The organism is Streptomyces sp. NPDC025793 (genome assembly GCF_055558375.1).
The window spans coordinates 38,071-63,883 of the sequence record NZ_JBVHMR010000014.1; the positions used below are offsets into that span (position 1 = coordinate 38,071).

Genomic DNA, 25,813 nt, shown 5'->3' on the forward strand with positions numbered 1-25,813 from the left:
CACCGACGGTATGACGGGGCCCAGCGTGCAGGCCGCGCAGTATCTCCTGCGCCACCACGGTGCCTCGATCACCGCCGACGGCCAGTTCGGGCCGGCCACCCTCGCCGCGACCAAGACCTTCCAGTCCGCACACGGCCTCGGCGTGGACGGCCAGATAGGCCCCCAGACCTGGTCCGCGCTCATCGTCCAGGTCCAACAGGGCTCCACCGGCGACGACGTCCGCGCCGCCCAGGTCGAACTGAACAAGTTCGGCTACGGCCTCGCCGTCGACGGCAGCTTAGGCTCCGGCACCGACAGCGCCGCCCGGGCCTTCCAGTCCGCACACGGCCTCGGCGTGGACGGCCAGGTGGGACCGCAGACCTGGCAGATGCTCGTCGGCAGCTGACCGCCGCCCCCCTCCGGTGGCGAGTGTGCGAGGCGGGACGGCGTGACGGCGACGTTTCGTTCGCCCCGCACTCGCGGGCGTACTGGCGCGGACCGGCTCCTAGAAGGGCTCAGCGGCCCGCAGGAGACCCTGCGGAAGGTAGGGGGACTCGACGCGGATGGCCCAGCCGCGACGGCGGGCGTGGCAGGCCAGGGCGAGGATGTCGAGGTTGAGGGAAGCATCCGGATCGTCGGCGCGGTCGGCGACCTGGTAGTGGTCGCGGTGGGCTTCGAGCGCGTCGGCCAGGGCCAGGTTGAAGCTCTCCTCATCGCCCTCCACGAGCTGCGACAGCAGCACGGCCGGCGGCATGGCGAAGCCCCAGTCCTCGGCCTTCTCGGCCTGCTGCAACGCCCGCTGCGCGGCCGGCTCGGGGTCGGTGCCCTTGAGGTAGGCGTGGAGGGCCTCGCGGTAGGCGCTGAAGGCGGAGCCGTCCGGGCGGGCGAAGGCGGGGCCGGTGAGGACCAGCGGGGCGAGGTCCTCGCGTGCGCCGGTGATGAGGGCGAGGGCAGTGGCCCGCTGCCAGTTCCCGGCGCCGGCTTCCTCGTCCCGCTCGGCCGGGTAGCGCAGCGTGCGACCGTCGATGGTCACCTCGGCCTCGGTGCCCGGTTCCGCAAGGGCGATGCGGAAGAGGGCCGCCCCCGACCGGGAGGCCAGCCGAAGGTTCGCGAGCTGCGCGTCCGTGACGCCGTCGGGGTTCCCCGCGCGCCACTTGAAGAGGCGCTCCTGATCGCCCATGACGCTGCGCAGCCTCCGGACGGCGAGGGGTTCTCCGTCGACGGGTGTGAACGCCTCCTGGATGTGTACCTCGTACATGGCCTCGATCCGCGGGTTCACCGTCCGCTCGCGGACCGGCCGCTCGACCACCAGCGGGCCCGCGGCGAGTGCGGCGACCGCGTCCGGCCGCCGGTCCCGGCCGAACCCCGCGACCCGCGGGCCGCGGGTCTCGAAGCCGGTGACCAGCGCGTGCGGAAGGTAGTCGGTGCGGACGGCGGGCGCCCAGCCCAGGGTCCGGTACGCGAGCGCGGCGAGGGCGATGGGGACGAGCGGGAGAAGGCTGCTCGGGGAGGCCGCGGGACCGTGCAGGGTGGTGTGCCTGGCCAGGAGGTCGGCCAGCGCGGCGTCGAAGGTCTCCCGGTCCTCGGCGGCCAGGGCGCGCAACGTGTGCAGCGCCGCGCTGTCCGGCCTGTCGAGGAGGGGCGCGCCGGTCTCCTGGGCACGGGTACGGACGCGGTTCAGGGCCGCGTCGACGGCGGCGAGCCTGGCCTGCGGGCTCGGCGGGTACTCCTCGTCGTCGCCGGTGTCGTCCAGGACCACGGCCGTCAGTCCTGTGGCGAGCTCGCCGACGGGCGTTCCCTGCGCCTGCTCGGCGAACTTCTGCCGTGCGAAATGGAAGGCCTCGCCGTGCCACTTGGCTTTGTCCCTGAGGACCGTCAGGCAGAGCGCGTCGATCCACTCCCCGGGCGTGACGCTCTCCTCGGGGGCTTCCTCACCCGGGTCGTAGCTCATGCCGAAGTTCACGTACTCCAGGAAGACCTGGAAGCTGCAGTGCGGGTGGTACGCCGCGTAGGCGACGGCGCCGGCCGCGGCTTCGGAGGCGTCCTTGAGGGCGGCCCTGGCCTCCGGGGTGTCGAGGCCGGGTGTCTCGACGGAGAGGGCGCCCAGGTAGTCGAGGAACCCCTCGGCGATCGACTGCCATTCGCGGGTGGTCATCCGGCCGGCCCGCGACATGGACCGCACCTGGCCCCCGATGCGGTTCGTGAAGTCCTCGCGCGCTGCCGACACGACGGCCCCGCCCACCTGGTGACGCTCTATCCGCACTGCCCTGCTCCTTGATCGAAACTCCGCGACAGCCTAAGCGCGGGATCTGACAGGGCAGCGGACGCGGCTGCGAGCCGCCCGGCTCGCAGGACACGAAGTCGGTTCAGCGGTCTGCCGGTTCGGCTGTCAGTTCGGCTGTCAGTTCGGTTGTCAGGGCGCGGCGGTCGAGTTTTCCGTTGATGTTGAGGGGGAGGGTGGTGCGGTGGGTGAAGCGGTGGGGAACCATGTAGCGCGGGAGGCGGGTGGACAGGGCCTGGCGGAGTTGGGCGGGAGGGACGGGGGTGCCGGTGTAGGCGGCTTCGAGGCGGGTTTGGCCGTCGGGGCCGTGGAGGGCGACGACGGCGGCCTGTTCGATGCCCTCCTGGTCGCGCAGTACTGCCTCAGTTTCGCCGATCTCCACTCGTTGGCCCATGATCTTGACCTGTTGGTCGATGCGTCCGAGGTGGACGAGCGTTCCTCCGTCGAGGGTCTGGACGAGGTCGCCCGTGCGGTACCAGTCCTTGTCGCCGGGGAGGTAGTGCTCGGATGGCTCTGCGGGGCGCCCGGCCGGGGTGAGGAAGCGGCCGTTGTTGTCCGCCGGGTCGAGGTACCCGGTGAAGCGCTGCACTCCGCGTACGCACAGCTCGCCGGTCTCCGCGGGGTTGCCGGCCTCGTCGAGGACGAGGCAGTCGAGGTGGGGGTAGACCGGGCCGATCGGCAGGGTGCCGTTGGCCGTGACCGGCCAGTCGGCGATGTGCTCGGGCAGCCTGTACTGGGTGCAGACGATGGTCACTTCGGTGGGGCCGTAGAGGTTTTCCAGGACGCTCTGTGGTGCGGCGGCGCGCCAGGCCTTGGCCTGTTGGGTGGTGAGCTGTTCGCCGCCGAACAGGCTCCAGCGCAGGGTGGGCATCGAACCGGGGGCGAGGCCGCCGGTGAGGTGGGCCATGGTGATGACCGACGGTACGGAGAACCAGTGGGTGATGCCTTCGCGGGCGACGAACCGGGCCGGTTTCGCCAGTTCCTGGCGGGGCGGGACCACCAGCGTGGCGCCCGAGCCCCAGGCTGCGAACAGTTCGAAGACGGACGGGTCGAACGCGAGGCCGATGTTCTGGGCCATGCGGCAGCCGGGGCCGAGTGCGTAGCGTTCGATCACGTAGCGCAGGAAGGCGTCGATGCTGCGGTGTGTCACCGGGACGCCCTTGGGTACGCCGGTGGAGCCGGAGGTGAACAGGAGGTAGGCGGTGTCCTCGGGGGTGACGGGGGCGGGCGGCGGGGCGTCGTGGGGCGGTGGCGCGGTGCGCAGGCGGGTCAGGAGGTCGTCGGACAGGGTGAGGTCGAGGGCGGCCGCGTGCGCGATGGCGGCCGAACGGGCCGGAGGAAAGGCCGAGTTGAGGGGGACCACGGCCGCGCCGAGGCGCAGGGCGGCGAGGTAGCCGGCGTAGGTCAGCGGTCGGGGTGTCGTGGTCAGGCCCACGCGGGCCGGGGCCCTGCCGCCGTGGAGGGCCAGGATCCCGGCGGCCAGGACGCCGGCCAGGGCGTCGAGTTCGCGGTACGTGAACGTCTCGGCGCCCACCTTGAGCGCGGGGCGGCCGGGGTGTTCGCGGGCCGACCGCGCGAACCACTCGTGGAGCCCGAGGGGGGTCATCGCAGGTCCTTTCGGGTGTGCCGGGCCCGGAGCACGGCGGATTCCTTGTCCGCGTCGATGCCGAGCGGGGTCTTCCCCTGGTGGTAGGGGGCGTCGGCCGGTCCGCGTGCGCGCAGCCAGGCCCAGGTGTCGGTGACCGTGTCGGCCAGCGGGCGGCAGCGCAGGCCGGCGGCGGTGGCGCGGGCCGTGGACGCCGACCAGACTCCGGCCATGGCCGGCTGGTCGGGGGCCCAGAACGGCAGCTCGGTCCAGGGTCCGACCTCGTGTTCCAGGAGGACGTCGTCGGCGGTCCAGGCGAGTCGGGCACCGGCGCCGGTCACGCGTGCGCAGGTGCCGAGGAGGGCGCCGAGGGTCTCGGTGCCCTGGGCGCCGGCGACGAGGTAGCGGCCCTCGTCGCCTGTCTCCAGCAGCCGGATGCCGAACGCCGCGATGTCCCGGGCGTCGATCAGCTGGACGGGGCGGTCGGGGTGGCCGGGGGTGAGGACGTCGCCGCCGCGTGCCATGCGTTCGAGCCACCAGAGCAGTCGGCCGGGGGTCTCGTGGGGGCCGATGATGAGGCCGGGGTTGAGGATCACCGTGCGGCCGGTGAACTCGGCCTCGACGGCCCGTTCGCAGCCGGCCTTCAGGGCGTTGGCGGGTACGTCGTCGACGGCGGCGTCGGGCGCGCAGGGGTGGCGCGGCGAGTCCTCGTCGACAGGGCCTGCGGGCCAGTCGGCGTAGGCGTGGAAGGAGGAGACGAAGAGGTAGGCGTCGGCGTGGCCGCTGAGCGCGCGGGCCGACAGGCCGACGGTGCGGGGGTGTTGGCCGCCGGCGTCGATCACGGCGTCCCAGGGGCCCTGTCCGGCGAGCGCGGTGAGGTCGGCCGGGTCCTCGCGGTCGCCGCGGATGCTGTGAGTGCCGGGGAGGTCCGGGCCCGACTTTCCGCGGTTGAACACGGTGACCGTGTGGCCGCGTTCGACGGCGTCCGCCACGAAGGCCCGTCCGAGGAAGACCGAGCCGCCGATTACGAGAATGCGCATGTGGGTTCCTTGCCCGTGGAGGGATCGGCCGTCGCGAGAGCGGCGGCCGCCGCGTTGGTCACCGCGGCCAGTTGCGCCGCGGCCGGGTCGGTGTCGATCCCCGCGCCGAAGCCCGTGCGCCCGTCGGTGGTGACCTGAACGTAGGCGACGCAGCCGGCGCCGGAGGAGGTGGGGTGGGTGTGCAGGGAGTCGAGGGTGACGGTCCGGCCGGTGGCGGTGAGTGCGGCGGCGTGGGCCGCGGCCGGGGTGGGGCCGGTGCCGAGGAGGCGGGTGGCCCGGCCGGTGGAGTCGACGGCGAGGGCGTCGAGGGTGATGCGGCCGTCGGTCTCCTCGACGCGGAACTCCTTGATGTGCAGGGCCGCTTCCTGCCGGGTCACGTAGCAGCTGTCGAAGAGGGCGCGCAGGTCGGCGGCGGTCAGCTCGGCGCCCTGGCCGTCGGCGATGCGCTGGACACGGCGGGCGAAGTCGACGCGCAGGGGGCGCGGCAGATCGAGTCCGTGGACGGACTTGAGGAGGTGCGCCATGCCGGACTTGCCGGACTGGCTGTTGACCCGGACCACCGACGCGTAGGAACGGCCGATGTCACGCGGGTCGATGGGCAGGTACGGCACCTGCCACGGAACGGCGGCCGGGCCTGCGGCGGCTTCGGTGCGGCGGTCCATCTCGGCGAGGCCCTTGGCGATGGCGTCCTGGTGGGTGCCGGAGAAGGCGGTGTGCACGAGGTCGCCGGCGTACGGGTGGCGGGGCGGGACGGGCATACGGGTGGCGAATTCGACGGTTTCGCGGACCGCGTCGAGGTCGCTGAGGTCGAGCTGCGGGTCGGTGCCCTGGGTGAGGAGGTTGAGGGCGAGGGTGATCAGGCAGACGTTGCCGGTGCGTTCGCCGTTGCCGAAGAGGGTCCCCTCGATGCGGTCCGCCCCGGCGAGCAGGGCCAGTTCGGCGGAGGCGACGGCCGTGCCCCGGTCGTTGTGCGGGTGGACGGAGAGGATCACGCCGTCGCGGCGGTCGAGGCTGGTGTGCATGTGCTCGACCTGGTCGGCGAAGACGTTCGGGGAGTCGGTCTCGACGGTGGTCGGGAGGTTCACGGTGACGGGGCGGTCGGGGCAGGCGTCCCACAGGCCGGTCACGGCGTTGCACACGTCGAGGGCGAAGTCCGGCTCGGTGACGTTGAAGGTCTCCGGCGAGTACTGGAAGCGCAGATCGGTACGGACGGCGTCGGCGCGACGGGCGATGTGCCGCGCCGACTGCAGGGCCATGGCGCGTACCTCGTCGCGGGTCATGCCGAAGACCGTCTCGCGCCACAGGCAGGCGGTGGCGTTGCACAGGTGGATCATGGCCCGGTCGGCGCCTTCGAGTGCCTCGAAGGTGCGGTCGATCAGCTCGGGGCGAGCCGGGGTGAACACGGAGACGGTGACGTCGTCGGGGATGAGGTCCTGCCGGACGAGTTCTCGTACGAAGGCGAAGTCGGTCTCGCTGGCGGAGGGGTAGCCGATCTCGATGTCCTTGAACCCGATGCGCACCAGCAGGTCGAACATCCGGTGTTTGCGGTCCGGGTCCATGGGGGTGGCGAGGGCCTGGTTGCCGTCGCGCAGGTCGACCGAGGCCCACAGCGGGGCCCGGGTCAGCGTCCGGGTGGGCCACGTGCGGGCGGCGGGGTCGACGGTGGGGCGGGGGCCGCGCGCATAGCGGGTGTAGGGCATGGCCGAGCCGCGCTGGGGGTTCCAGCGGGGCTGGCCGGGGCCGGGGTCCAGGTGCGGGGTGCGCGCTGCGGGGGCGGCCGGGAGCGTTCGGTCTCGGTCGGTCACGGTCCTGGTCTCCTCAGGGGGCGGGCGGGGGCGTGCGGCCGGCGGCGGTGAGGCGGGCGGCGAGGGCGCGGACCGTCGAGTGGCGGGCCAGTTCCGGCCAGCGCAGCCCGGTGTCGATGCGGGCCAGGCAGCGCAGCGCCGACATGGAGTCGCCGCCCAGGGCGAAGAAGTCGGCGTCGCGGCCGACGGGCCCGGTGTTCAGGACGTCGGCCCACACCGCGGCGATGTGTTCCTCCCAGGGGCCCCTCGGGGTGTCGTCGGCCGACGGGGGCGCGGTGGCAGGGGTGCGGGCGGCGAGGGCGGCGATCGCCTTGCGGTCGAGTTTGCCGTTGGCGTTGAGCGGCAGCGCGTCGAGGACGAGGACGGATGCCGGGACCATGAAGGCGGGCAGTGACCTGGCGAGGTGGGCGCGGAGTTCGGCGGCCTGGGGCGCGGTGCCGGGGTGGGGCACGGCGTGGCCGATCAGGCGTGGTCCGCCGGCCTCGGAGCGGGCCAGGACGACGGCTTCCCTGACGTCGGGGTGGGAGCGCAACACGGCCTCGATCTCGCCGAGTTCGATGCGCAGGCCGTTCACCTTGACCTGGAAGTCCTTGCGGCCGAGGAGTTCCAGGACGCCGTCGGGGCGGTAGCGGGCGAGGTCGCCGGTCCGGTAGAGGCGGTCGTGGACCCCGGCGTACGTCCAGTCCAGGAAGCGTTCGGCGGTGAGGTCGGGGCGGTCGAGGTAGCCGGCGGCGAGACCGGTGCCGGCGAGGTGGAGTTCGCCGGCCACGCCGGGGGGCACCGGGCGCAGGGCGTCGTCGAGTACGTAGGTGCGCTGGTTGGCCATGGGGCGGCCGTACGGGATGCTGGTCCAGGCGGGATCGGTGGTGGTGACCTCGTAGAGGGTGGAGTGGATCGAGGCCTCGGTGGCCCCGCCCATGACGATGAAGCGGGCGTCGGGGGCGAGCGTACGGACGCGGTCGGGCAGGGAGACGGGGACCCAGTCACCGCCGAGCATGACGAGGCGCAGGGCGTGGAGGGCGTCTTCGCCGGTGCGTTCCAGGTGCTCGACGAGGAGTTCGAGGAGGGCGGGCGCGGAGTTCCACACGGTGATGCCGTGCCGGGCGCACAGGTGTGCCCAGTGGGCGACGTCCTTGGCGTGGTCGGGTTCGGGGACGATCACGGTGCCCCCGGCCGCGGTGATGCCGAGGAACTCGTAGACGGACATGTCGAAGCTGGGTGAGGACAGGGCGAGGACCCGGTCCTTCGGGCCCGCCTGGAAGCGGGAGTTGAGGTCCGCGAGGTTGTTGACGACGCCGCGGTGGCGCAGCGCGATGGGCTTGGGTGCTCCGGTGGAGCCGGAGGTGTGGATGACGTAGCAGAGGTCGTCGGGTCCGGCCGTGACGGCGGGCGCCTGGCCGGAGGCCGGGGCGGGGACGGGAGCCGGGGCGTCGAGGAGGCCGTCCACGAGGAGGGTGGGCCGGGTCGGGCCGTGGGCCGGGGCGGGCAGGACGGCGGCCCGGACGGTGTCCGTGACGACGGCGGTGCAGGAGGTGCCGTCCAGCATCGCGGCCAGCCGCTGCTCGGGGTAGTCCGGGTCGAGCGGGACGTAGGCGGCGCCCGCCTTGAGGATGCCGAGGACGGCGGCGAGGAGTTCGGCGGAGCGCTCCAGGCACAGGCCGACACGGGCGCCGGGGCCGGCACCGGCCGCGCGCAGCCGCTGCGCGAGGCCGCTCGCGGCGGCGTCGATCCGGGCGTACGTCCAGGCGCGCTCTCCCTGGACGACGGCGGTGGCGTCCGGCTGCGCCGTGGCCCGGGCCTCGAACGCCCAGTGCAGGCAGGTGTCGTACGGCAGGTCGGTGGCGGTGTCGTTCCAGTCGACCAGGATCCGCCGGGTCTCCTCGGGGCCGAGGAGGGCGAGCCGGGAGACGGGGACGGCCGGGTCGTGGGCCGCGTCGGCGGCCAGCGTGCACAGCTGGGACAGGGTGCGGGTGGCGGTTTCCGCGGTGAACAGCCTTGGGTCGTAACGGAGTTCGGCGTACCAGGTGCCGTTGTCCAGGGTGGTGGCCAGGTGCAGCTCGGCGTGCGGGGCGCTCGCCACGGTGGCGTGGTGGGCGAGCGCGACCAGGGGGCTGCCGAGGTCGGCGGGGAGCGCGAGGGCCTCGTCGGCGAGGGCGGCCAGGGTGGTGGCGGGGGTGACGTGGTGGCCTCGGATGCCGTCGGGGACGGCGAGCGCGATACGGTCCTGGCCGGTCAGCCGGTGCAGGAGCGCCGCGAAGCAGGCGGCGAGCAGGTCCGCGGTGAGGCCACCGGGAGTGGAGAAGGGCAGCGCGGCGCGGACCAGGTGGGTGGCCCGGGGTTCGGCGCCCGCCCGGCGCGGCCGGTCGGCGGGGACGAGGACGGGGGGCCAGTGGGTGTCGGCCGAGGCGGTCGAGGCGGTCGTCACAGTAGGGGCGGTCGTCACAGGTCAGCTCCTGTCCGCGGGGCACGCGGGTGCCCGACCCCGGCGGGCGGGCCGGCCGGGTGCGGGATCGGGGGGTGGGCGCGGGCGTCGAGGGCGGTGCCGGAATCCCGCCCGGCCGACAGCGCGGAGACGCGTCGGCTCGTGTTCGCAGGGCGGCTCCCGTCCACAGAGGCACTCGGGTACCCCGCCCCGGCCGGCGGGCAGGCCGGGTGCGGGATCACGGGACGGGCGCGGGCGTCGAGGGCGGTGCCGGAGCGCAGCCCGCTCGGCGACGGAGACACACGTCGGCTCGCGTTCACAGGGCGGCTCCCGTCCATGGGGGGCCGGACGGAACGGCTGCGGCGTACGGGAGCGGGTGGCGGGCGCACAGGGCGTGGACGCGGTCCCTGAGGTGGGCGCGCCGGTGCGGGTCGATACGGAACTCGGTCTCGCTCAGCGGTGTCGTGGCGGTGAGGACGGCGTGCAGGAGGGCGGCGCACCGGGCCATGTGCTCGGGGCCGAGGCCGCGTTGGGCGAGGATGTTGCTGCCGAGCCGGATGCCGCTGGTCACCAGGGGCGGACGGGTGTCGTCGGGGATGCGGTTGCGGTTGACGAGGATCCCGCACTGTTCGAGGGCACGCTCCGCCACGACGCCGGTGAGACCGGTCTCGCGCAGGTCGAGCAGGACCATGTGGTTGTCGGTGCCGCCGGTCAGGACGCGGTGTCCGAGGCGTTCCAGTTCGGCGGCGAGCGCGCGGGCTCCGGTGACGGTGCGGTGTGCGGTCCGGGCGAAGGCCGGTTCGGCGGCGAGGGCGAAGGCGCGCGCCTTGGCCGCGATCGCGGCGGGGGCGGGGGTGCCCTGGTTCTGCGGGAACACCGCCCGCTGCATCAGCCGGGACAGCGGGGTGCGTCCGTCGGGGCCCGGCGTCTGGTGGTCCCGCCCGCTGAGGATCAGGCCGCCGCGCGGCCCGCCGAGCTGCTTGTACGTGCTGGTGGTGGTGAGGTGGGCGTGGTCGATGGGGCTCGGGTGCTCCCCCGCCGCGACCAGGCCGGCGATGTGCGAGATGTCCGCGAGGAGATAGGCCCCGACCGAGTCGGCGATGGCGCGGAACCGGGCGAAGTCGAGGGTGCGCGGGTAGGCGCTCGCCCCCGCGATGAGGACGGTGGGCCGGTGCTGCGCGGCGAGGTCGGCGACCTGGCCGTAGTCGATGCGGCCCGCGGCGTCCAGGCCGTAGGCGACGGCCCGGTAGTGGCGTCCGGTGACCGAGGCCGGGGAGCCGTGGGTGAGGTGGCCGCCGGAGTCCAGGCCGAGGCCGAGCAGGGTCCCGCCGGGCGGCATGAGCGCGGCGAGGACGGCGAGGTTGGCCGACGAGCACGAGTGCGGCTGGACGTTGGCGTACTGGGCCGCGAACAGCTTCCTGGCCCGGCGCACCGCGAGCCGTTCGACCTCGTCGAAGTGGGCGGCGCCGGGGTGGTAGCGGGCGCCCGGGTAGCCCTCGGCGGTGACGTTGGCGAGCGCGGAGCCCGCGGCGGCCAGCACCGACGGGTCGGCGACGGAGGCGGAGGCGACCATCGCCAGCGTGTTGTTCTGGTCGCGGACCTCGGCGTCCAGGAGAGCGGCCAGTTCGGGGTCCCCGCGGCGCAGGGCGCTCAGACCGGCACGGGCGAGCGCGGCGTGGGTGCCGTGGGCGCCGTGGGCGCCGTCCTCGGCCTCCAGGACCGGCAGGGCGGATACGGGACTCAGGGGCACAGCTGCTCCTCGATGACGCGCCACAGCTCGGGCATGTGGTCCAGCAGGTAGAGGTGGCCGCCGGGCATCTCCAGCTCGGTGTGGTCGACGCTGGTGAAGTTCTTCCAGTCGGTGCTGGACTCGGCAGTGGCCACGGTGTCCGCCGTCCCGCGCAGCACGGTGAGCGGGACGGGCAGGGGTCCGGCGACGGGGTTGCGCGCGTCCCCGTACTCCTCAAGGAGGCGGATGTCGGCGCGGATCACCGGCAGGAGCAGGGCGCGCAGTTCGGGGTTGTCGAGGGCCTCGAAGCCGCGCCGGGCGTCCTGTTTCAGCGAGGCGACGGCCTCCTCCTCGTCGTCGCTGAGGGCGGTGTAGCCGCGCTGGCTCGGGCTGCGGGCGCCGCTGACCAGGAGGCGGTCGGGCAGCGGGCCGCCGCTCTCGTGCAGGTGCCGGGCCACCTCGAAGGCGAGGAGCCCGCCGAAGCTGTGTCCGAAGAGGGCGAACGGCTCTCCCCGGGCGGCCTCGACGGTCCGGCCGGCGATGTCGGTGACGGCCTGGGCGAAGGTCGGGTAGAAGGGTCTGGAGAACTGCTCCTCGCGGCCGGGCAGTTGGAGGGGGACCGCTTGGACGCGGTCGTTGGAAAGACCCTTCCACGGGCGGTAGAGGCCGGCTCCTGCTCCGGCGTAGGGCAGGCACATCACCCGCATCATCGAGAGCCCCTGTCGTCGGTGGTGGCGGTACTGGCGGACGTACTGGCGGAGGTGGTGGCGGAGGTGGTGGTCGCGACGGCGGTCAGTTCGGCGAGCCGGCGCCGCACGGCGTCGGCCAGCGCCGGCAGCCGCTCGCTCCACAGGCCGCCGGCGGGCGCCTGGAGGACACCGGCGAGCCGGTTCCCGGGCAGTTCGCCGAGCTGGAACTGGATCTCGGCCTGTGCGCCGAGCGGGACCACGGGTACGGTGCGCAGCCGCACGGGTCCGGCGTCGTGGACGGGGCGCGGCCAGCTCTCGTACGCGAACAGCGCCTGGTAGAGCGGGAGCCGGCGGCCGGGCCTGCCGCGCACGGCGCCGATCAGCCGGTCCTGCGGCAGGTCCATGTGGAGCAGCCCGTCGGCGAAGGCCTCCCAGACACGGGTGCAGGCTCCGGGGTCGGCGGGGCGGCGGACGCGGACGGGCAGGGTGGTCAGCAGGCAGCCGATCGCGGCCGCCTGGTCCGGGGTGCGGCTGGAGACGGGGGTGCCGATGCAGAAGTCGTCGGCGCGGCTGAGGTCGTGCAGGGCCTGCGCGTACGCGGTGAGCAGTACGGCGATGGGCGGGCAGGCCAGGGCGCGGCCGGCCGCCTTGGCCGCCGCCGCGGCGCCCTCGGGGAAGGCGACGGGGTGGCCGACCGGGCCGGCCTCGGCGAGTTCGCGCTGCGTGGGCCCGTCGTCGGCGCCGGGCAGGTCGGGCACGCCGGCCAGCGCGGTGCGCCAGTACACGGTGAGTTCGGCCTCGGCCACCGGGTCGGGGGGGCGCGGCGGGGCCGGGGGCGCCGGTGCGGGCTCGGGGGCCCCGGCGGCGGCGCGGGCGTAGGCGCCGGCCAGGTCGGCGGTGAACACCTCGTGGGAGAGGCCGTCGTGGACCAGGTGGTGGGTGAGGACGTACAGGGTCGCGCCCGGGGCGCCGTCCCCGTCCGGGGACAGGCCGAGGACGACGTGGCGGCCGGCGGCGATGTCGAGCAGGGCGGTGCGGGCCAGCCGGGCGGCCGCGGTGTCGAAGTCGGCGCCGGGCGGGAGGTCGGTCAGCGGCGGGGCGAGGGGCGTCACGGGGGCGCACCTGAGGTCCCCGCCCGCCGGCGTGAACACCGAGTGCAGGGCGGGGTGGCGGGCGACGACACGGCCCGCGGCCTCGGTGAGCAGCGCGCGGTCCACCGTGCCGTCGACGCGTACGGCGCTGAGGATCCGCCAGGCGGGCGAGCCGGGGGCGATGCGCTCGGCGAACCAGAACTGGCGCTCGGTGGCGGTGGCGGGGCGTCCCGTCGTGGCGGGTGCGGTGGTCATCGGCGTCACCGGACCGTGTAGCCGGCGTCGACGGTGAGGGTGGTGCCGGTGACGTGGCGGGAGCCGTCGCCGGCGAGCCAGAGGGCGGCGGCCGCGACGTCGGCGGGGTCGACCAGGCTGTTCATCGGCTGGTCGGCGGTGAACAGTTCGGCGTGCTCGGCGAGCGGGACGTCGAGGGCGCGGGCCACCTCGGAGAGCATGCGGCCGTCCATGGCGGGTTCGTCGCGGATGTTGCCGGGGCAGACCGCGTTGACGCGCACGTTGTGGGAGGCGTAGTCGAGGGCGGCGGCCTTGGTCAGTCCCACGAGGCCGTGCTTGGCGGCGACGTAGCCGGCGAAGTTGCGGTAGCCGACGAGGCCGGCCACGGAGGCGATGTTGACGATGGTTCCGGCGCGGCGTTCGACCATGGCGGGGGCGAAGACCTTGATGGCGCGCCAGGCCCCGCCGAGGTCGATGTCGATCATGAGCTGCCAGTCGGCCTCGTCGGTCTGGTCGACCGGGCGTCCGGAGGGCGCGACGACACCGGCGTTGTTGACGAGGACGTGCGGCGCGCCGAACCGGTCGTGGACCTCGTCGCGGAGCGCGGTGAGGGCGGCGAGGTCGCGGACGTCGGCGGCGAACGCCAGGGTGTCCGCCCCGCGTCTGCGGCAGGCGTCGGCGGTGTGGTCGAGCTGGCTGCGGGTGCCCAGCGGGTAGGGAACGCCGTCGACGGGCCCGGCCACGTCCAGCAGGACGAGGTCGGCGCCGGCGTCGGCGAAGGCCAGGGCGATGGCGCGGCCGGCGCCGCGGGCGGCGCCGGTGACGACCGCGGTGCGCCCTTCGAGGGCGCCGGCCGGTGCGGGGGACGCGGTCATCGGACCCTCGCCTCGTTCCCGGGCTCGGACGGGTCGGCGGCGGGGTCGGGCGCGGTGTCCCGGTCCGTGGCCGCCGGGGTGTCGCCGGAGGGGTCCGCGGGGCGCTCGTCCATCGCGTGCAGGGCCGGGCGGCGCCAGCTGACGGCGATGAGGACGAGGTAGACGAGGGAGAAGCAGAGCATCGGCCCGTGCAGCCCGGCGACGTCGACGAGCCAGCCCGCGGTGAGCACGCCGAGCGGCGCGGAGGTGAGGGCCATCGCGCCGGTGAGGCCGAAGACACGGCCGCGCAGTTCCTCGGGGACGCGTTCCAGCATGACGGTGGAGAGCATCGGGTTGAGCGGGCCGCCGGCCACGCCGGTGAGGAAGCAGATCACGGTCACGCCGAGGGCGCCGGGTTCGAAGGAGAGCATCGCGCGCAGTACGGCGACGACGGCGAAGCAGCCGAACAGGGTCAGGCGCCGGTGGGACAGGACGGTCCGGCTGAGGGGACCGTACAGGAGGGTGCCGACGATGGAGCCGACGCCGACGGCGCCCAGGAACCAGCCCATCGCGGCGCTGCTGTGCAGCACCCGCTGTGCGTAGACGGGCAGGAAGAGCGGGGTGAAGGCGTCGTCGAGGAAGTTGGTGACGACGACGAAGGCGGTCATGGCGCTGATCACCGGCATGGTCCGCAGCAGGGCGAGTCCCTCGCGCAGCTGGCCGAGGAAGCCGGGGGCGACCGGACTGCCCTGCGCGGCGGGGGACTTGGCCGGTGCGGCGACGGGCACCCCGAGGGTGACGAGGGCCGCGGCGGCAAGGAAGCTCGCGGCGTCGACGTACATGCCGACGGCGGAGCCGGTGGCCGCGATCAGCACGCCGGCCAGCGGGGCACCGGCGACCAGGCCCAGGCGGGGCGCGGCCTGGTACCAGGAGTTGACGCTCTCCAGGCGGGCCCCGGCGGCCTCGATGACCGGTTTCAGCAGGGTCATGCGGGCCGCCGTGGCGGGGGTGGCGACCACCGTGCGGACGAACAGCAGCGCGAACAGGAGCGGGACGGGCAGCTTGCCGACGGCGTCCAGGAGGGGGACGAGGAAGACGAGCAGGCCGGCCAGGAGATCGGAGAGCACGCTGAGGCGACGGCCGCCGAACCGGTCCACGAGCACGCCGCCGACGGCACCCGAGAAGATCATCGGCAGGGCGCCGACGAACCCGGCGAGACCGGTGGTGGCGACGGAACCGGTGAGGTGGAGGACGAAGAGGGGGACGGTGACGATGGTGATCGCGTTGCCGAAGGCGGACAGGTACTGGGCCGCCAGGAGCGCGACGAGCGGTCCGCGGCGCCGGCCGGCGGCCGGTGCGGCCTGGGCGGGGGTGGTCTCGGTCATGCCTCCTCCCCCGCTGTCGCCGGCCGTCCGCCGGTGCCGCGCGCGGTGGCGCCCCGGCGTTCGCGTCGTTCCCGGCTGAGCCGGGCGAAGAGGCGTTCCATGCTTTCCTCGGTCACTCCTGTCACGCCCGGTACTCGGTCCGGGTCCTGGGGACGGTCCGCGGGGGCCACGAGGCGGGCCAGTTCGCCGGCGGCCGACTCGGCCGCCGCACGGACCGCGGCCTCGTCGACGGCGCCCGGGTTGAACAGCCAGCGCAGGACGGCTCGGCCGTCGTGCACCGACACCGCCACGTCGACGTCGACCTCGCGCTCGGTGTCCGGGTTGCCGGGGAACGCGGTCTGCGCGGACGCGGTGAAGGGGCCGCTGCCCGCGCCGACGGGGTCGGCCAGCTCGCCCAGGTGGTTGACGACGACGCGGGGCCGCGCGACGGCCGAGAACTCCGCGCGAAGACCGGGGTCGGCGGCACAGCCGAGCAGGCCGAAGGTCTTGCCCGCGTCGGGGACGAGGTGCAGCGCGGCGGCGGTGGCGCGCAGGTCGTCGGCGGCGTCGGCGCCGGTGAGCGGGACCCGGAAGGGGTGGGCGGCGGAGTAGAAGCCGACGGCACGCTCCGGGTCCCAGTCGGGCAGCGCGGGCAGCGGGTCGCGGCCCAGGCCGATCAGCCAGACCGACGGCTGCTCGTGCGGTGCCCAGGGGCGCAGCGCACGGGCGACGGCGGTCAGCGCGGCGGGCAGCAGCGTGCCGCGTGCCTGCGGCGCCAGCGGCACGGAGACCTCCAGCGCCTGTTCGCCCTCGTAGGTGTTGGCGCCGCCCCGCCGCCAGCGGTACGGGCCGGTGCCGGCGAGCTGGTCGCGCCAGTACGGGGCGTGCGCGGCCGGGTCCAACTCCCGTATGACGGCGGCGTGTTCGGCGTACGCGGCGGTCTCCGCACGCGGTGCTCCGCCCTGGTAGAGGTCCGCGAGATCGCTGATCAGGACGGTCCAGGACATGCCGTCGACGACGAGGTGGCTGGCGGTCAGCACGACGCGGTCGGGCTCGCCCGGGGTGCCGGGCAGGTGGGCGACGGCGAACAGCGGGCCCTCGGCGCGGTCGAAGGCGGCACGCTGGGCCGCCATGATCTGCCCGGGGTCGGCCCCCGGCGCCTCGGCCGTCCAGTGCCAGCGCGCGCCGGGGACGAGCATTCGCCCCCGCACGGTGTCGGTGAGCGTGGGATGGGCACGGACGAGGTCCTGGGCCGCGCGGTGCAGCCGGTCCGCGTCGAGGGGGGCCGCGGCGGTGAGGACATGGCTGTGCGTGAAGTCCTCGACCCGGGCCAGGCCCCGGCTCAGGAGCATCTCCTGCTCGGGGCCGAGCGGCCCGACGGGCGGCGTGGGCCGCGGCGCGGCCGGTGCCTGGTGGAGCCGGGCGGCGAGCGCGGAGGCCAGCCCGGCCGGGGTGGGCCGGGTGAAGACGTCCTTGAGGGCCACGGTGAAGCCGTCGGCGCGCAGCCGGTGGGCGAGGCGCACGGCGAGCATCGAGGTGCCGCCGCTGGTGAAGAAGGTGTCGTCCGGTGCGGCGGCGCCGGTGCCGAGGACCTCGCACCAGGCGGCGGTGACCCGCTCCAGCGTCCGCCGCGCCTCGGGGTCCGGCGCCTTGGTGGCGGGGTCCGCGGCGCCGAGCAGGGAGGCGACGGGGGCCGGGGGCGGCGGCAGCGGGCGGCGCAGCGGCTCGTCGGGGCGGTACGCGAACTGCTCGACGAGCTGCAGCAGCCGCTCGGCCAGGGCGGCGACGGTGGCGTGTGCGAAGAGCGCCGTACGGTACTCGATGCGGCCGTAGACGATGTCGTCCACCCGCCACCAGGCAGTGGTGAGGTCCATGGTGGAGATGCCCTCGGGCACCGCGTTGGCGTAGACCTCCGCGCCGGGCAGCTCCAGCGCCCGGGAACCGTCGATGTCCAGCTGCACCAGCATGGTCTGCAGCAGCGGGTACCGGTCGGCGGCCCGGTCCGGGGCGCTGGCCGCGACGATCTCGCCGAACGGCACCTCACGGTGGTCGGCGACGGCGGCGGCCGCCGCCGCGGTGGCCGCCAGCACGTCCCGCGGCGTCGGCGCCTCGGGCAGCCGGATCCGCAGCGGGATGCTGGTCAGCAGGAACCCGATGAGCGTGTCGGCCCCGGGTTCGGCCCGGGTGGACGTGGGGATGCCGATCACCAGGTCGCGCTGGCCGGTGCGTTCGTACAGCAGCGCCGCGTAGGCCGCGGTCATGGCGGTCGCGGGGGTGGTGCGGGCCTCGCGCGCGCGGTCGAAGAAGGCCTTGCCGACCGTGCTGTCGAGCGTGAAGTTGTGGTGCTCGCCGGCGTGGTCGCCGGTCTGCGGGCTGTGGTCGTAGGGAAGGGCCAGGTGCTCGGGCACGCCGTCCAGGAAGGTGCGCCAGAACTCCCGGTGGCGTCGGCCGTGCGGGCCGGCGAAGTGTTCCCGCTGCCAGTGGGACCAGTCGCCGAACTGCACCGGCAGCTCGGGCAGGCGCGGCTCGCGGTCTTCCGCGAACGCCCGGTAGAACTCCAGGAGTTCGTCGTTGAGCTGGACGTAGGAGTGCTGGTCGACGAAGGAGTGCGGCATGGTCTCGACGATCTGGTGGTCGCCGTCGGCGACCTTGGCGACCGCGAGGCGCAGCACGGGGTCGGCGGCCAGGTCGAAGGGGCGGGCCACCTGGGCCGCGATGAACTCCTGGCGGCGGCGTTCGGCGTCCTCGGGCCCTCGGGGTGCACCGCCCGCGGTGAGGTCGGTCCAGGTCAGGTCGGCACGGCGGTCGGGGTGCAGCCGCAGGACCGGGCGGCCGTCCTCGGACTCGGCGCCGCAGCGCAGGAGTTCGTGACGCTGCGTCAGGGCGTCGGCGGCGCGGGTGAACAGGGCCTGGTCGAAGTCGCCCAGGACGCGCAGCCCGTAGCCCAGGGTGTAGGTGGTGGTGCCGGGGTCGAGCTGGTCGAGGATCCAGAGGCGTTCCTGGTCCATGCCGAGCGGGAAGCGGTCGCGGGGGCCGGGCCGGGGGCGCAGCGCGGGGCCGTCGGCGGCGGCCAGCCGGCCGGCGAGCGCGGCCCGCTGCTGGGGGCTGAGGCGGGCGAGGCGGGCGGCCAGGCGCTGGTCCGTGGGCGCGCTCATGCGGTGGTCTCCAGGGCCGGGGCGGTGATGTGCAGCAGGGCGGGCAGGGCCTGAAGGACGTCCGCGGCGGGCAGCCCGAAGTCGATCAGGCAGCCCACCTCGTCGGCGCCGGCCGCGGCCAGCTCGGCGAGGACCGCGCGGGCCTTGGCCGGGGTGCCGAGCAGCGAGGGCCCGGTGAGGAAGTCCAGGTAGGCGCTCTCCAGGAGCACCTCCTCGTCGGTGCCGGCCGTCTGGTTGCGGAAGGACCGCAGGTAGGCGTGCATCGCGGGGCGCAGATGGTCCTCCAGGCCGGGGCGGTCGCTGACGTAGGCGTGGGCCATGACGACGACGTCTCCGGTTCCGGGGTGGCCGGCGTCCTGCCAGGCCTGGCGGTAGCGGGCGATGTTCTCGCGCAGGGCGGCCAGGGTCTGGCCGAGCAGGGCGGTCATCACGCCGTAGCCGGCGCGGGCGGCGTCCAGGAAGGTCTGCGGGGTGCCGGTGGCGGTCAGCCACACCGGCAGCTCCTCCTGGACGGGCCGGGGCCGGGTGGCGACCTCGGTGGTGGTGCCAGCGGTGGAGACGAACGGCAGGGCCGCGCCCCGCCACAGCGCGCGGACCTCCTCGATGGTGCGGGCCGTGGTCGCGCGGCGCCCGGCGTAGTCCTCGCGGGCCAGGACGAAGTCGTCCGGGTGCCAGCCGCTGGCGAAGGAGATGCCGGCGCGGCCGCCGGAGAGGCCGTCGACGACGGCCCAGTCCTCGGCGATACGGGCCGCGTGGTGGAGCGGGGCGGCGACGCTGCCCGCACGGATGCGCAGGTTGCGGGTGGTGGCGGCGACGGCGGCGGCGAGTACGGCGGGGTTGGGCGAGAACCCGCCGAAGTCGACGAAGTGGCGTTCCGGCAGCCACACCGCGTGCGCTCCGGCGGCGTCCGCGGCGGCCGCCGCCCGGAGCACGAACGTGTAGTACGCGGCGGCGTCGGCGTGGTCGGCGCTGGCGAAGAAGTAGAGGCTGCGGCGCAGCCGTTCGGGGATCTCGGGCGGGCCGGACTCGGTCGCGGGGCCTTCGGCCCGGCGGGCCCGCAGGCCCGCGCCGAGGCGGCGGCGCTGTTCCGGGGTGAGCGCGTCGAGGCGCTTGGCGAGGTCACTCATGATCGCTGGTTCCGTCCTCGCTCTCGATCTCCTCCAGCAGCCGCAGCAGCGCATCGTCGTCGCGCTGGGCGACCAGTTCCTCGACGCGGGCGCTGAACCCGGCCAGGGAGGAGTGCTCGTACAGGTCCTGGAGCCGGATCTCCACCAGCAGGGCGTCGTTGACGACGCTGACCAGGTTGGCGGCGTGCAGGGAGGTGCCGCCGAGGTCGAAGAAGTTGTCGTCGGGGCGCAGGTCCCGCACGCCGAAGGCGTCCTGCCAGATGGTGCGGATCTCCCCGGCGGTGGTCGCCTGCGCGTCCTGCCGGTCGGCCGGTGCGGCCGGGTCCGGGATCGGCTCGGGTGCGGACCCGGGGGCGTCGACCCAGTGGCGGTCGTCGGCGAACGGGTAGGCGGGCAGGGCGAGGACGTTCGCGGGCGGCGGCGGGCCGGTGAGGGTGTGGCCCGCGGTCCACAGCGCGGCGAGGGCCTCGCGCCACCGGGCGTTCTCGTCCGCGGCCGGTCCGCCGGACGCGTCGACGACGAGGACGTCCTGGCCGGCGGCACGGGCGGCGCGGCGGACCTCGGCGGTCCCGGCGCGGGCCCGGTGCAGGCCGAGGACGGTGTCCGGCGCCGCGTCGAGCAGCGTGCGCACGGCGTCGGCGAAGCGGACGGGCTTGCGCAACTGGCTTCCCCAGTAGGCCGGGTCGACCGCCTGGGCGTCGGTGAGCGGCGCGCCGGTGAGGCCGGAGACGATCGGCACGCCCGGTGCGCTGAGGCTCAGCGTGGCCACGAACTCCTCGAACTCGGCGGCGGCCCGGGCCATCGACCGGGAGTGGAAGGCACGGCCGGCCGGCAACCGCGTGGTACGCACCCCGGCCCGGCGGCAGCGCTCCTCGAACGCGGCGACGGCGTCGGCGGGGCCCCCGCACACGGTGTTGGCGGGCCCGTTGAGGACACAGACGTCGACCTCCAGTCCCTCGGCGAGGTGTACGGCCCTTTGCTCGTCGGCGCGCACCGCGGTCATGGCGCCGGGCTGCGCGGCGGCCATCAGGCGGCCGCGGCGCACGATCGCGGCGGCGGCGTCGGCGACGGTGAACACTCCGGCGTGCGTCGCGGCGGTCAGCTCGCCGACGCTGTGTCCGAGCAGCAGCCCGGGGACGAGGCCGTACCGGGCGGCGTGGCGCAGACCGGCCAGGCCGAGGACGAAGAGCAGGGGCTGGACGACCGCGGTGTCGCGCAGGCGTACGTCGTCGGCGGCCCAGCCGGGGGCGTCGGCGAGGCCGGGTCCCCCGGCCGCGCGGACCGCGGCGGCGAGCTCGGCGAGATCGGCGGCGAACCGCCCGTCCGCCGCGGCGAGCCCGGCCCCCGCGCCGGCCAGGTCGACGCCCTGGCCCGGCAGCACGACGGCGAGCAGCGGCTCGGCCGCGGCCTGACGGCCGCCACCGCCGTCGGCGGCGAGCGCCGTCAGGCCCGCGAGAAGCCGCTCGCGGGCGTCCGCGGGATCGGCGGGCAGGGCGAGCGCCCAGCGCTCCGGGAGGGCCCGGCGCCGGTGCCACAGGACGCCGGACAGTGTCCCGGCCGGTACGTCGGCGCCGGGTCCGGCGCACCAGGCGGCGAGGTCGGCGGCCTTGGCGCGCAGGGACCGCGGGTCCGCGGCGGAGAGCACGACGGTGTGCGGGGCCGGCGGTGTGTCGGGGGCGCTGTCGGCTTCGGGTGCGGCGGTGAGCAGCACATGGCAGTTGGTGCCGCCGAGTCCGAAGGAGCTGACGGCGGCGGTGCGGGGGGCGGCGTCGGGCCAGGGCCGGGACCGGCGCGGCACGGTGAAGTCCGGGTCGCCGAGGTCGGCGTCGGGGCCGTCGCCGGGCTGGGACGGGGTGGGCGGCAGCACGCCCGTCTGCACGGCCAGGATCGCCTTGGCGAGGCCGATGACGCCGGCCGCGGTGTCGCAGTGGCCGATGTTCGGCTTGACCGAGCTGAGTACCAGCGGGCGCCCGCCGCGCCGGCCGTAGACCTCGGCGAGCGCGGCGAGTTCCACCTGGTCGCCGAGGACCGTGCCGGTGCCGTGCGTCTCGACGTAGGCGACGTCGCCGGGTTCGAGTCCGGCGACGGCGAGCGCCTCGCGCAGCACCTCGGCCTGGCCCTGGGGGCTGGGTGCGGTCAGGCTCATGCGGGCGGCGCCGTCGTTGTTGACGGCGCTGCCCACGAGGTGGGCGCGGGCCCGCTCGCCGGTGCCGGGCAGATCGCTCGCGCGGCGCAGGACGACGACACCCGCTCCGCTGGCGGGCACGGTGCCGGCGGCGCCGCGGGTGAAGGCCCGGCAGCGGCCGTCGGCGGAGGTGATGCCGCCCTCGACGAACTCGTAGGTGGGCTCGGCCGCGGGGTGGACCGTGGCGCCGCCCGCGATGGCGATGTCGCACTCGTGGGTGAGGAGGCTGCGGATGGCCTGGTGCACGGCGACCAGGGAGGTGGAGCAGGCGGTCTGCACGGTGACGGCGGGGCCGGTGAGGCCGAGGCGGTAGGCGAGGCCGGTGGCGAGGAAGTCCCGCGAGTTGCCGAGGGCGAGCTGCTCGGCCCCGAGGGCGCGCACCGTCTTCTCGTCCTTCAGGACGTGATCGCGGTAGTACGTCTCGCTGCCGCAGCCGAGGAACACACCGACGCGGTCGGTGGTGCGCGCGGGGTCGACCCCGGCGTCCTCCAGGGCCTCCCAGGCCAGTTCGGTCAGGACGCGGTGCTGGGGGTCGATCGCGGCGGCCTCGGTGGGCAGCAGGCCGAAGAGCCCGGCGTCGAACCGGTCGAACCGGTCGATCTGGCCCGCGCGCAGGCGCCCGTCGGGGTCGGGGCCGGGCAGGGCCACGACGCCGCCGACGACGCCGTCCCAGAACGCGCCGGGGCCGGAGCTGCCCGTCACCCGCAGGGCGAGGCCGGTGACGGCGACCGCCTCCGGGGTGCCGGAGTCCTCGTACGGGTGGGTGTCGTGGTCGGGGGACTCGCTCACGCTTCCTCCTGGGGGGCGGGCCGGCCGACCGGCTGGGTGATGACGGCCGCGAGGCGGCGTGGGGTCGGGTTGCGGAAAATGTGCTTGAGCCGGGAGCCGGGGAAGCCGCTGGAGCGCTGGAGGGCGTTCAGCCGGACCGCGAGCAGCGAATTGCCGCCCAGCTCGAAGAAGTTGTCGTCCCGGCCGACCGGGACGCCGAGCAGTTGCTGCCACAGCTCGGCGATGCGCTCGGGCACCTCCGGCTCGCCCGCGTCGTCGGCGGGCCGCGCGGGGGCGGCTTCGTGCTCCGGCGGCGTGCCGGTGGCGCGGGGCGGTGCGGGTGCGGGCAGGCGTGCCGCGTCGAGCTTGCCGTTGACCGTCAGCGGCAGCGCGGCCACCGGTGTGAGGGTGGCGGGCACCATGTAGTCGGGCAGCCGCTCGGCGAGCCATCGGCGCAGCTCCGGCAGGTCCGCGTCGCCGACGGCGGGGACGAGGTAGGCGTCGATCCGTGCGGTGGCGGCGTCGTGCGCGTCGCGGACCACGGCGGCGGCGCCGCTCACCGCCGGGTGGGCGAGCAACGCGCCGCTGATCTCGCCGAGTTCGATGCGGTGGCCGCGGATCTTGACCTGGTCGTCGAGGCGGCCGAGGTGTTCGAGCTGTCCGTCGGGCAGCAGCCGGCCGCGGTCGCCGGAGCGGTACAGGACCTCTTCGTCGATGCCGACGGCGGCGCCGGTCAGGAAGCGTTCGGCGGTCAGCTCGGGGCGGTCGAGGTATCCGGCGCTGACACCGTCGCCGGCCACGTGGATCTCGCCCGGCACCCCGGGCGCGACCGGACGGCCCGCCTCGTCGAGGACGTACAGGCGCCAGCCCGGCAGGGCCGGCCCGACCGAGCGGGTGCCGGCGAGGGCGTCCGCGCGGGACAGGTCGCGCCAGGTGCAGTGCACCGTGGTCTCGGTGATGCCGTACATGTTGACCACCCGGCACGCCCGCTGCGGGTAGCGGTCCAGCCAGGGCAGCAGCATCCGTGCGTCGAGCGGTTCACCGCCGAAGATCAGCAGGCGTACGGCGAGCGGCTGCGGCGCGGCCGCGTCGGCGGCGAGCAGTTGCGCGAAGGCGGAGGGCGTCTGGTTGAGGACGGTGACGCCCTCGGCGGCCAACAGCGCGTGGAACGCCTCCGGGTCGCGGGCCGTCTCCTGCGGTACGACGACGAGGTGACCGCCGGTCAGCAGGCAGCCCCAGATCTCCCAGACGGAGAAGTCGAAGGCGAAGGAGTGGAAGAGCGACCAGACGTCGTCCGCGCCGAGGCCGAAGCCCTCGGGGCCCGCGGTGGCGGCGAGCAGCGCGGCGACGTTGCGGTGGCGCACCAGGACGCCCTTGGGGGTGCCGGTGGAGCCCGAGGTGTGGATGACGTACGCCACCCGCTGCGCGTCCGGTGCCGGCAGCGGGGTGTCGGCGCTGCGGGGGGCGGCATCGACGGGGAGCAGTTTCAGGCGCTCCGGGAGCGGGGCGGGTGCGCCGTCGGTCACGGCGGCGGCGATCTCGGTGTCCTCGGCGATGAAGGCGAGCCGTTCGGCCGGATAGTCCGGGTTGAGCGGTACGTAGGCCGCGCCGGCCTTGAGGACGGCGAGCAGCGCGACGACGAGGTCGGCGCCGCGGCGCAGGCTGACGCCGACCCGGTCCCCCGCGCGGACCCCGGACTCGGCCAGGGAGCGGGCCAGGGACGTTGCGCGGTCGTCGAGTTGACGGTACGTCAGGCGTTGTTGGGGGCCGCAGCTGACGGCCGGGCGGTCCGGCTGCCGGGCGGCCTGGGCGGCGAACAGCGCCGCGAGGTCGCCCTCGGCGGGCGCCGGTGCGGGGACGGCGGGCGGCGCACCGTCCGCGCGGGGATGCCGGGGGAGGTCGGGGAGGGTGGGGAGGCGGTGCACGGGGGCGTCGGGGGATTCGGCCATGGCGACGAGAGTGGCCTCCAGTTGGCGGCAGAAGCGTTCGGCCGCGGCGCCGTCCACCTCGGACGCGCGGTAGCGGAGCAGGCCGCGCCGGTCGCCGCCCAGGTCCTCGCGCAGGTAGAGGGCGAGGGGGAACTGGGCGGGCCCGAAGCCGGGGTCGGGCAGCGGGGTCGCCCGCACGCCGGTGCCCGGGCCGCCGTCGAACGGTGGCAGGGTGCGGCATGCGACGACGACCAGGCTGAACCCTGCGCGCTCGGTGGCGGGCAGGACGGCGGAGAGCGGCAGATCGGCGTCCCGGTAGGCGGTCATGGCCCGCCGGTGGGTGCGGCGTACGTAGTCGGCGACGCTCGGCGGTCCGCTCTCCTCGGCGTCCTCGGTGTCGACGGGGACCGGCACGGTGGCGTTGAAGTAGCCGACGGCGCCGGCGTGCCGGGAGGCGCGGCGGGAGACGACGGTGCCGAGCACGGGCCGTGCGGTGCCGCTGTTGCGGCTCAGGACCAGTCCGGCGGCGGCCAGCGTCAGCGACAGGCGGGTGACGCCGAGACGGGTGGCGAGCGCGCCCGCGGCGTCCCACACCACGTCGCCGATCCGCAGCGGCACGGCCTGCGCGTCCGGCGCGTCGCCCGGACCGTGCGCCGTACGCGCCCAGTCCATGGGGACGCGGACCCCGGCGGTGGCCAGGTCACCGGCGAGCTCGGCGGCGCGCTCGCGGCGGGCCGCGGGCAGCTCCTGCCGGGTCTGCGCCCATGCGGCGAAGGACTGCTCGGGCAGGGGCGGGCGGTCACCGAGCAGCCACCGGGCGACGACCTCCATCGAGGTCTCGTCCACGACGAGGTGATGAGCCGTCAGGCACAGGTGGGCGACGTGCGGGGTGTGCCGTACGAGGACGGCCCGCACCAGGGGGCCGTCGTCGAGGTCGAACGGGCGGGTGGCCTCGCGGCGCATCCGGGCCCGGGCCAGCGGTCCGTCGGGATCGTAGGGGCCGTCGGTCACGAAGAGGCGCGCACGGCGGCGGGCCGGCACCAGCTCCGGGCCCCGCTCGCCGTCGGCCACCCGGCAGTCGAGCACCGGGTGGGCGGCGAGCAGGGCGTCGAACCGGGCGCGCAGCGCGTCCGCGTCGAGCGGCCCCTCGACCCGCACGAAGAGCGCGCAGACATAGGTGGACGCGGCCTGCGCGGCACGGTCGGCCAGGTACAGGTCGACCTGCCCGGGGGTGAGGGGCAGTGACACCGCGGCGGTCACGACGCGGCGGGGCCGAGGGACCGCGCGAGGGCGGCGGCGTCCGGCGCGTCCAGAACGTCCAGGTACTCGATCTCGCGACCGGTCAGCGCGGCGAGCCGGTCCGCGAGGAGGACCGCCTTGAGGGAATCCCCGCCGTTGGCGATAAAGCTCGCCTGCAGGTCGGCTTCCGGCCCCAGGAAATCCTTCCAGATTTCCTGGACATCTACCTCTGGACGCCCGCCGTGACCACCATCGGAAGCGATATCGGATATTCCGTCAACGGACATCTAAGAACCCCTGTCGATCGGCTCGGACCTGGTGCGGACCTCGGTTGTAGC

General features: G+C 75.2%; 16 protein-coding genes. 1 reads left to right on the forward strand and 15 read right to left on the reverse strand.

Features of this window, described 5'->3' with window-relative positions; translation table 11 throughout:
* Positions 1 to 10 precede the first annotated feature (10 nt).
* Positions 11 to 385, forward strand: a complete 375-nt coding sequence (locus ACZ4MF_RS25475) for a peptidoglycan-binding domain-containing protein (protein ID WP_467494241.1) — start codon at positions 11 to 13, stop codon at positions 383 to 385.
* Between the two features lie 99 nt (positions 386 to 484).
* Here the strand turns inward: ACZ4MF_RS25475 and ACZ4MF_RS25480 are convergent, their stop codons facing one another.
* From ACZ4MF_RS25480 to ACZ4MF_RS25550, 15 genes are all read right to left on the reverse strand, one after another.
* Positions 485 to 2,221, reverse strand: a complete 1,737-nt coding sequence (locus ACZ4MF_RS25480; protein WP_467494388.1) for an immunity 49 family protein — start codon at positions 2,219 to 2,221, stop codon at positions 485 to 487.
* A 124-nt stretch (positions 2,222 to 2,345) separates the two neighbouring features.
* Entirely contained in the window at positions 2,346 to 3,866 is a 1,521-nt protein-coding gene (locus ACZ4MF_RS25485) for an AMP-binding protein (RefSeq protein WP_467494242.1), read from the reverse strand.
* Positions 3,863 to 4,885 carry an NAD-dependent epimerase/dehydratase family protein gene (locus ACZ4MF_RS25490; protein WP_467494243.1) on the reverse strand — a complete coding sequence of 341 codons (1,023 nt, stop codon included), beginning with the start codon at positions 4,883 to 4,885 and terminating at the stop codon, positions 3,863 to 3,865. The genes ACZ4MF_RS25485 and ACZ4MF_RS25490 overlap by 4 nt, the downstream gene beginning before the upstream one ends.
* On the reverse strand, positions 4,870 to 6,585 hold the full coding sequence (locus tag ACZ4MF_RS25495; RefSeq protein WP_467494389.1) for a 2-isopropylmalate synthase: 1,716 nt from the start codon (positions 6,583 to 6,585) through the stop codon (positions 4,870 to 4,872). The genes ACZ4MF_RS25490 and ACZ4MF_RS25495 overlap by 16 nt, the downstream gene beginning before the upstream one ends.
* A gap of 118 nt (positions 6,586 to 6,703) precedes the next feature.
* Entirely contained in the window at positions 6,704 to 9,133 is a 2,430-nt protein-coding gene (locus ACZ4MF_RS25500) for a non-ribosomal peptide synthetase (RefSeq protein ID WP_467494244.1), read from the reverse strand.
* 295 nt (positions 9,134 to 9,428) lie between these two features.
* Complete coding sequence (locus tag ACZ4MF_RS25505; protein ID WP_467494390.1) at positions 9,429 to 10,766, reverse strand: serine hydroxymethyltransferase; 1,338 nt, start codon at positions 10,764 to 10,766, stop codon at positions 9,429 to 9,431.
* An 86-nt stretch (positions 10,767 to 10,852) separates the two neighbouring features.
* Entirely contained in the window at positions 10,853 to 11,539 is a 687-nt protein-coding gene (locus ACZ4MF_RS25510; protein WP_467494245.1) for a thioesterase II family protein, read from the reverse strand.
* An 8-nt stretch (positions 11,540 to 11,547) separates the two neighbouring features.
* Positions 11,548 to 12,876, reverse strand: coding sequence for a condensation domain-containing protein (locus tag ACZ4MF_RS25515; protein ID WP_467494246.1), 1,329 nt, complete (start codon positions 12,874 to 12,876; stop codon positions 11,548 to 11,550).
* 5 nt (positions 12,877 to 12,881) lie between these two features.
* Entirely contained in the window at positions 12,882 to 13,730 is an 849-nt protein-coding gene (locus tag ACZ4MF_RS25520) for an SDR family oxidoreductase (protein WP_467494247.1), read from the reverse strand.
* Positions 13,727 to 15,094 (reverse strand): MFS transporter, encoded by a 1,368-nt coding sequence (locus ACZ4MF_RS25525; protein WP_467494248.1) that lies wholly within the window; start codon positions 15,092 to 15,094, stop codon positions 13,727 to 13,729. The genes ACZ4MF_RS25520 and ACZ4MF_RS25525 overlap by 4 nt, the downstream gene beginning before the upstream one ends.
* Complete coding sequence (locus ACZ4MF_RS25530) at positions 15,091 to 18,228, reverse strand: condensation domain-containing protein (RefSeq protein ID WP_467494249.1); 3,138 nt, start codon at positions 18,226 to 18,228, stop codon at positions 15,091 to 15,093. The genes ACZ4MF_RS25525 and ACZ4MF_RS25530 overlap by 4 nt, the downstream gene beginning before the upstream one ends.
* A complete protein-coding gene (locus ACZ4MF_RS25535) occupies positions 18,225 to 19,355 on the reverse strand; it encodes a MupA/Atu3671 family FMN-dependent luciferase-like monooxygenase (RefSeq protein ID WP_467494250.1) in 1,131 nt (376 codons plus the stop codon). The genes ACZ4MF_RS25530 and ACZ4MF_RS25535 overlap by 4 nt, the downstream gene beginning before the upstream one ends.
* Complete coding sequence (locus tag ACZ4MF_RS25540; protein WP_467494251.1) at positions 19,348 to 22,329, reverse strand: type I polyketide synthase; 2,982 nt, start codon at positions 22,327 to 22,329, stop codon at positions 19,348 to 19,350. The genes ACZ4MF_RS25535 and ACZ4MF_RS25540 overlap by 8 nt, the downstream gene beginning before the upstream one ends.
* Positions 22,326 to 25,496 carry a non-ribosomal peptide synthetase gene (locus tag ACZ4MF_RS25545; protein ID WP_467494252.1) on the reverse strand — a complete coding sequence of 1,057 codons (3,171 nt, stop codon included), beginning with the start codon at positions 25,494 to 25,496 and terminating at the stop codon, positions 22,326 to 22,328. The genes ACZ4MF_RS25540 and ACZ4MF_RS25545 overlap by 4 nt, the downstream gene beginning before the upstream one ends.
* Positions 25,493 to 25,762 carry a phosphopantetheine-binding protein gene (locus ACZ4MF_RS25550; protein WP_467494253.1) on the reverse strand — a complete coding sequence of 90 codons (270 nt, stop codon included), beginning with the start codon at positions 25,760 to 25,762 and terminating at the stop codon, positions 25,493 to 25,495. The genes ACZ4MF_RS25545 and ACZ4MF_RS25550 overlap by 4 nt, the downstream gene beginning before the upstream one ends.
* Positions 25,763 to 25,813: the final 51 nt, after the last annotated feature.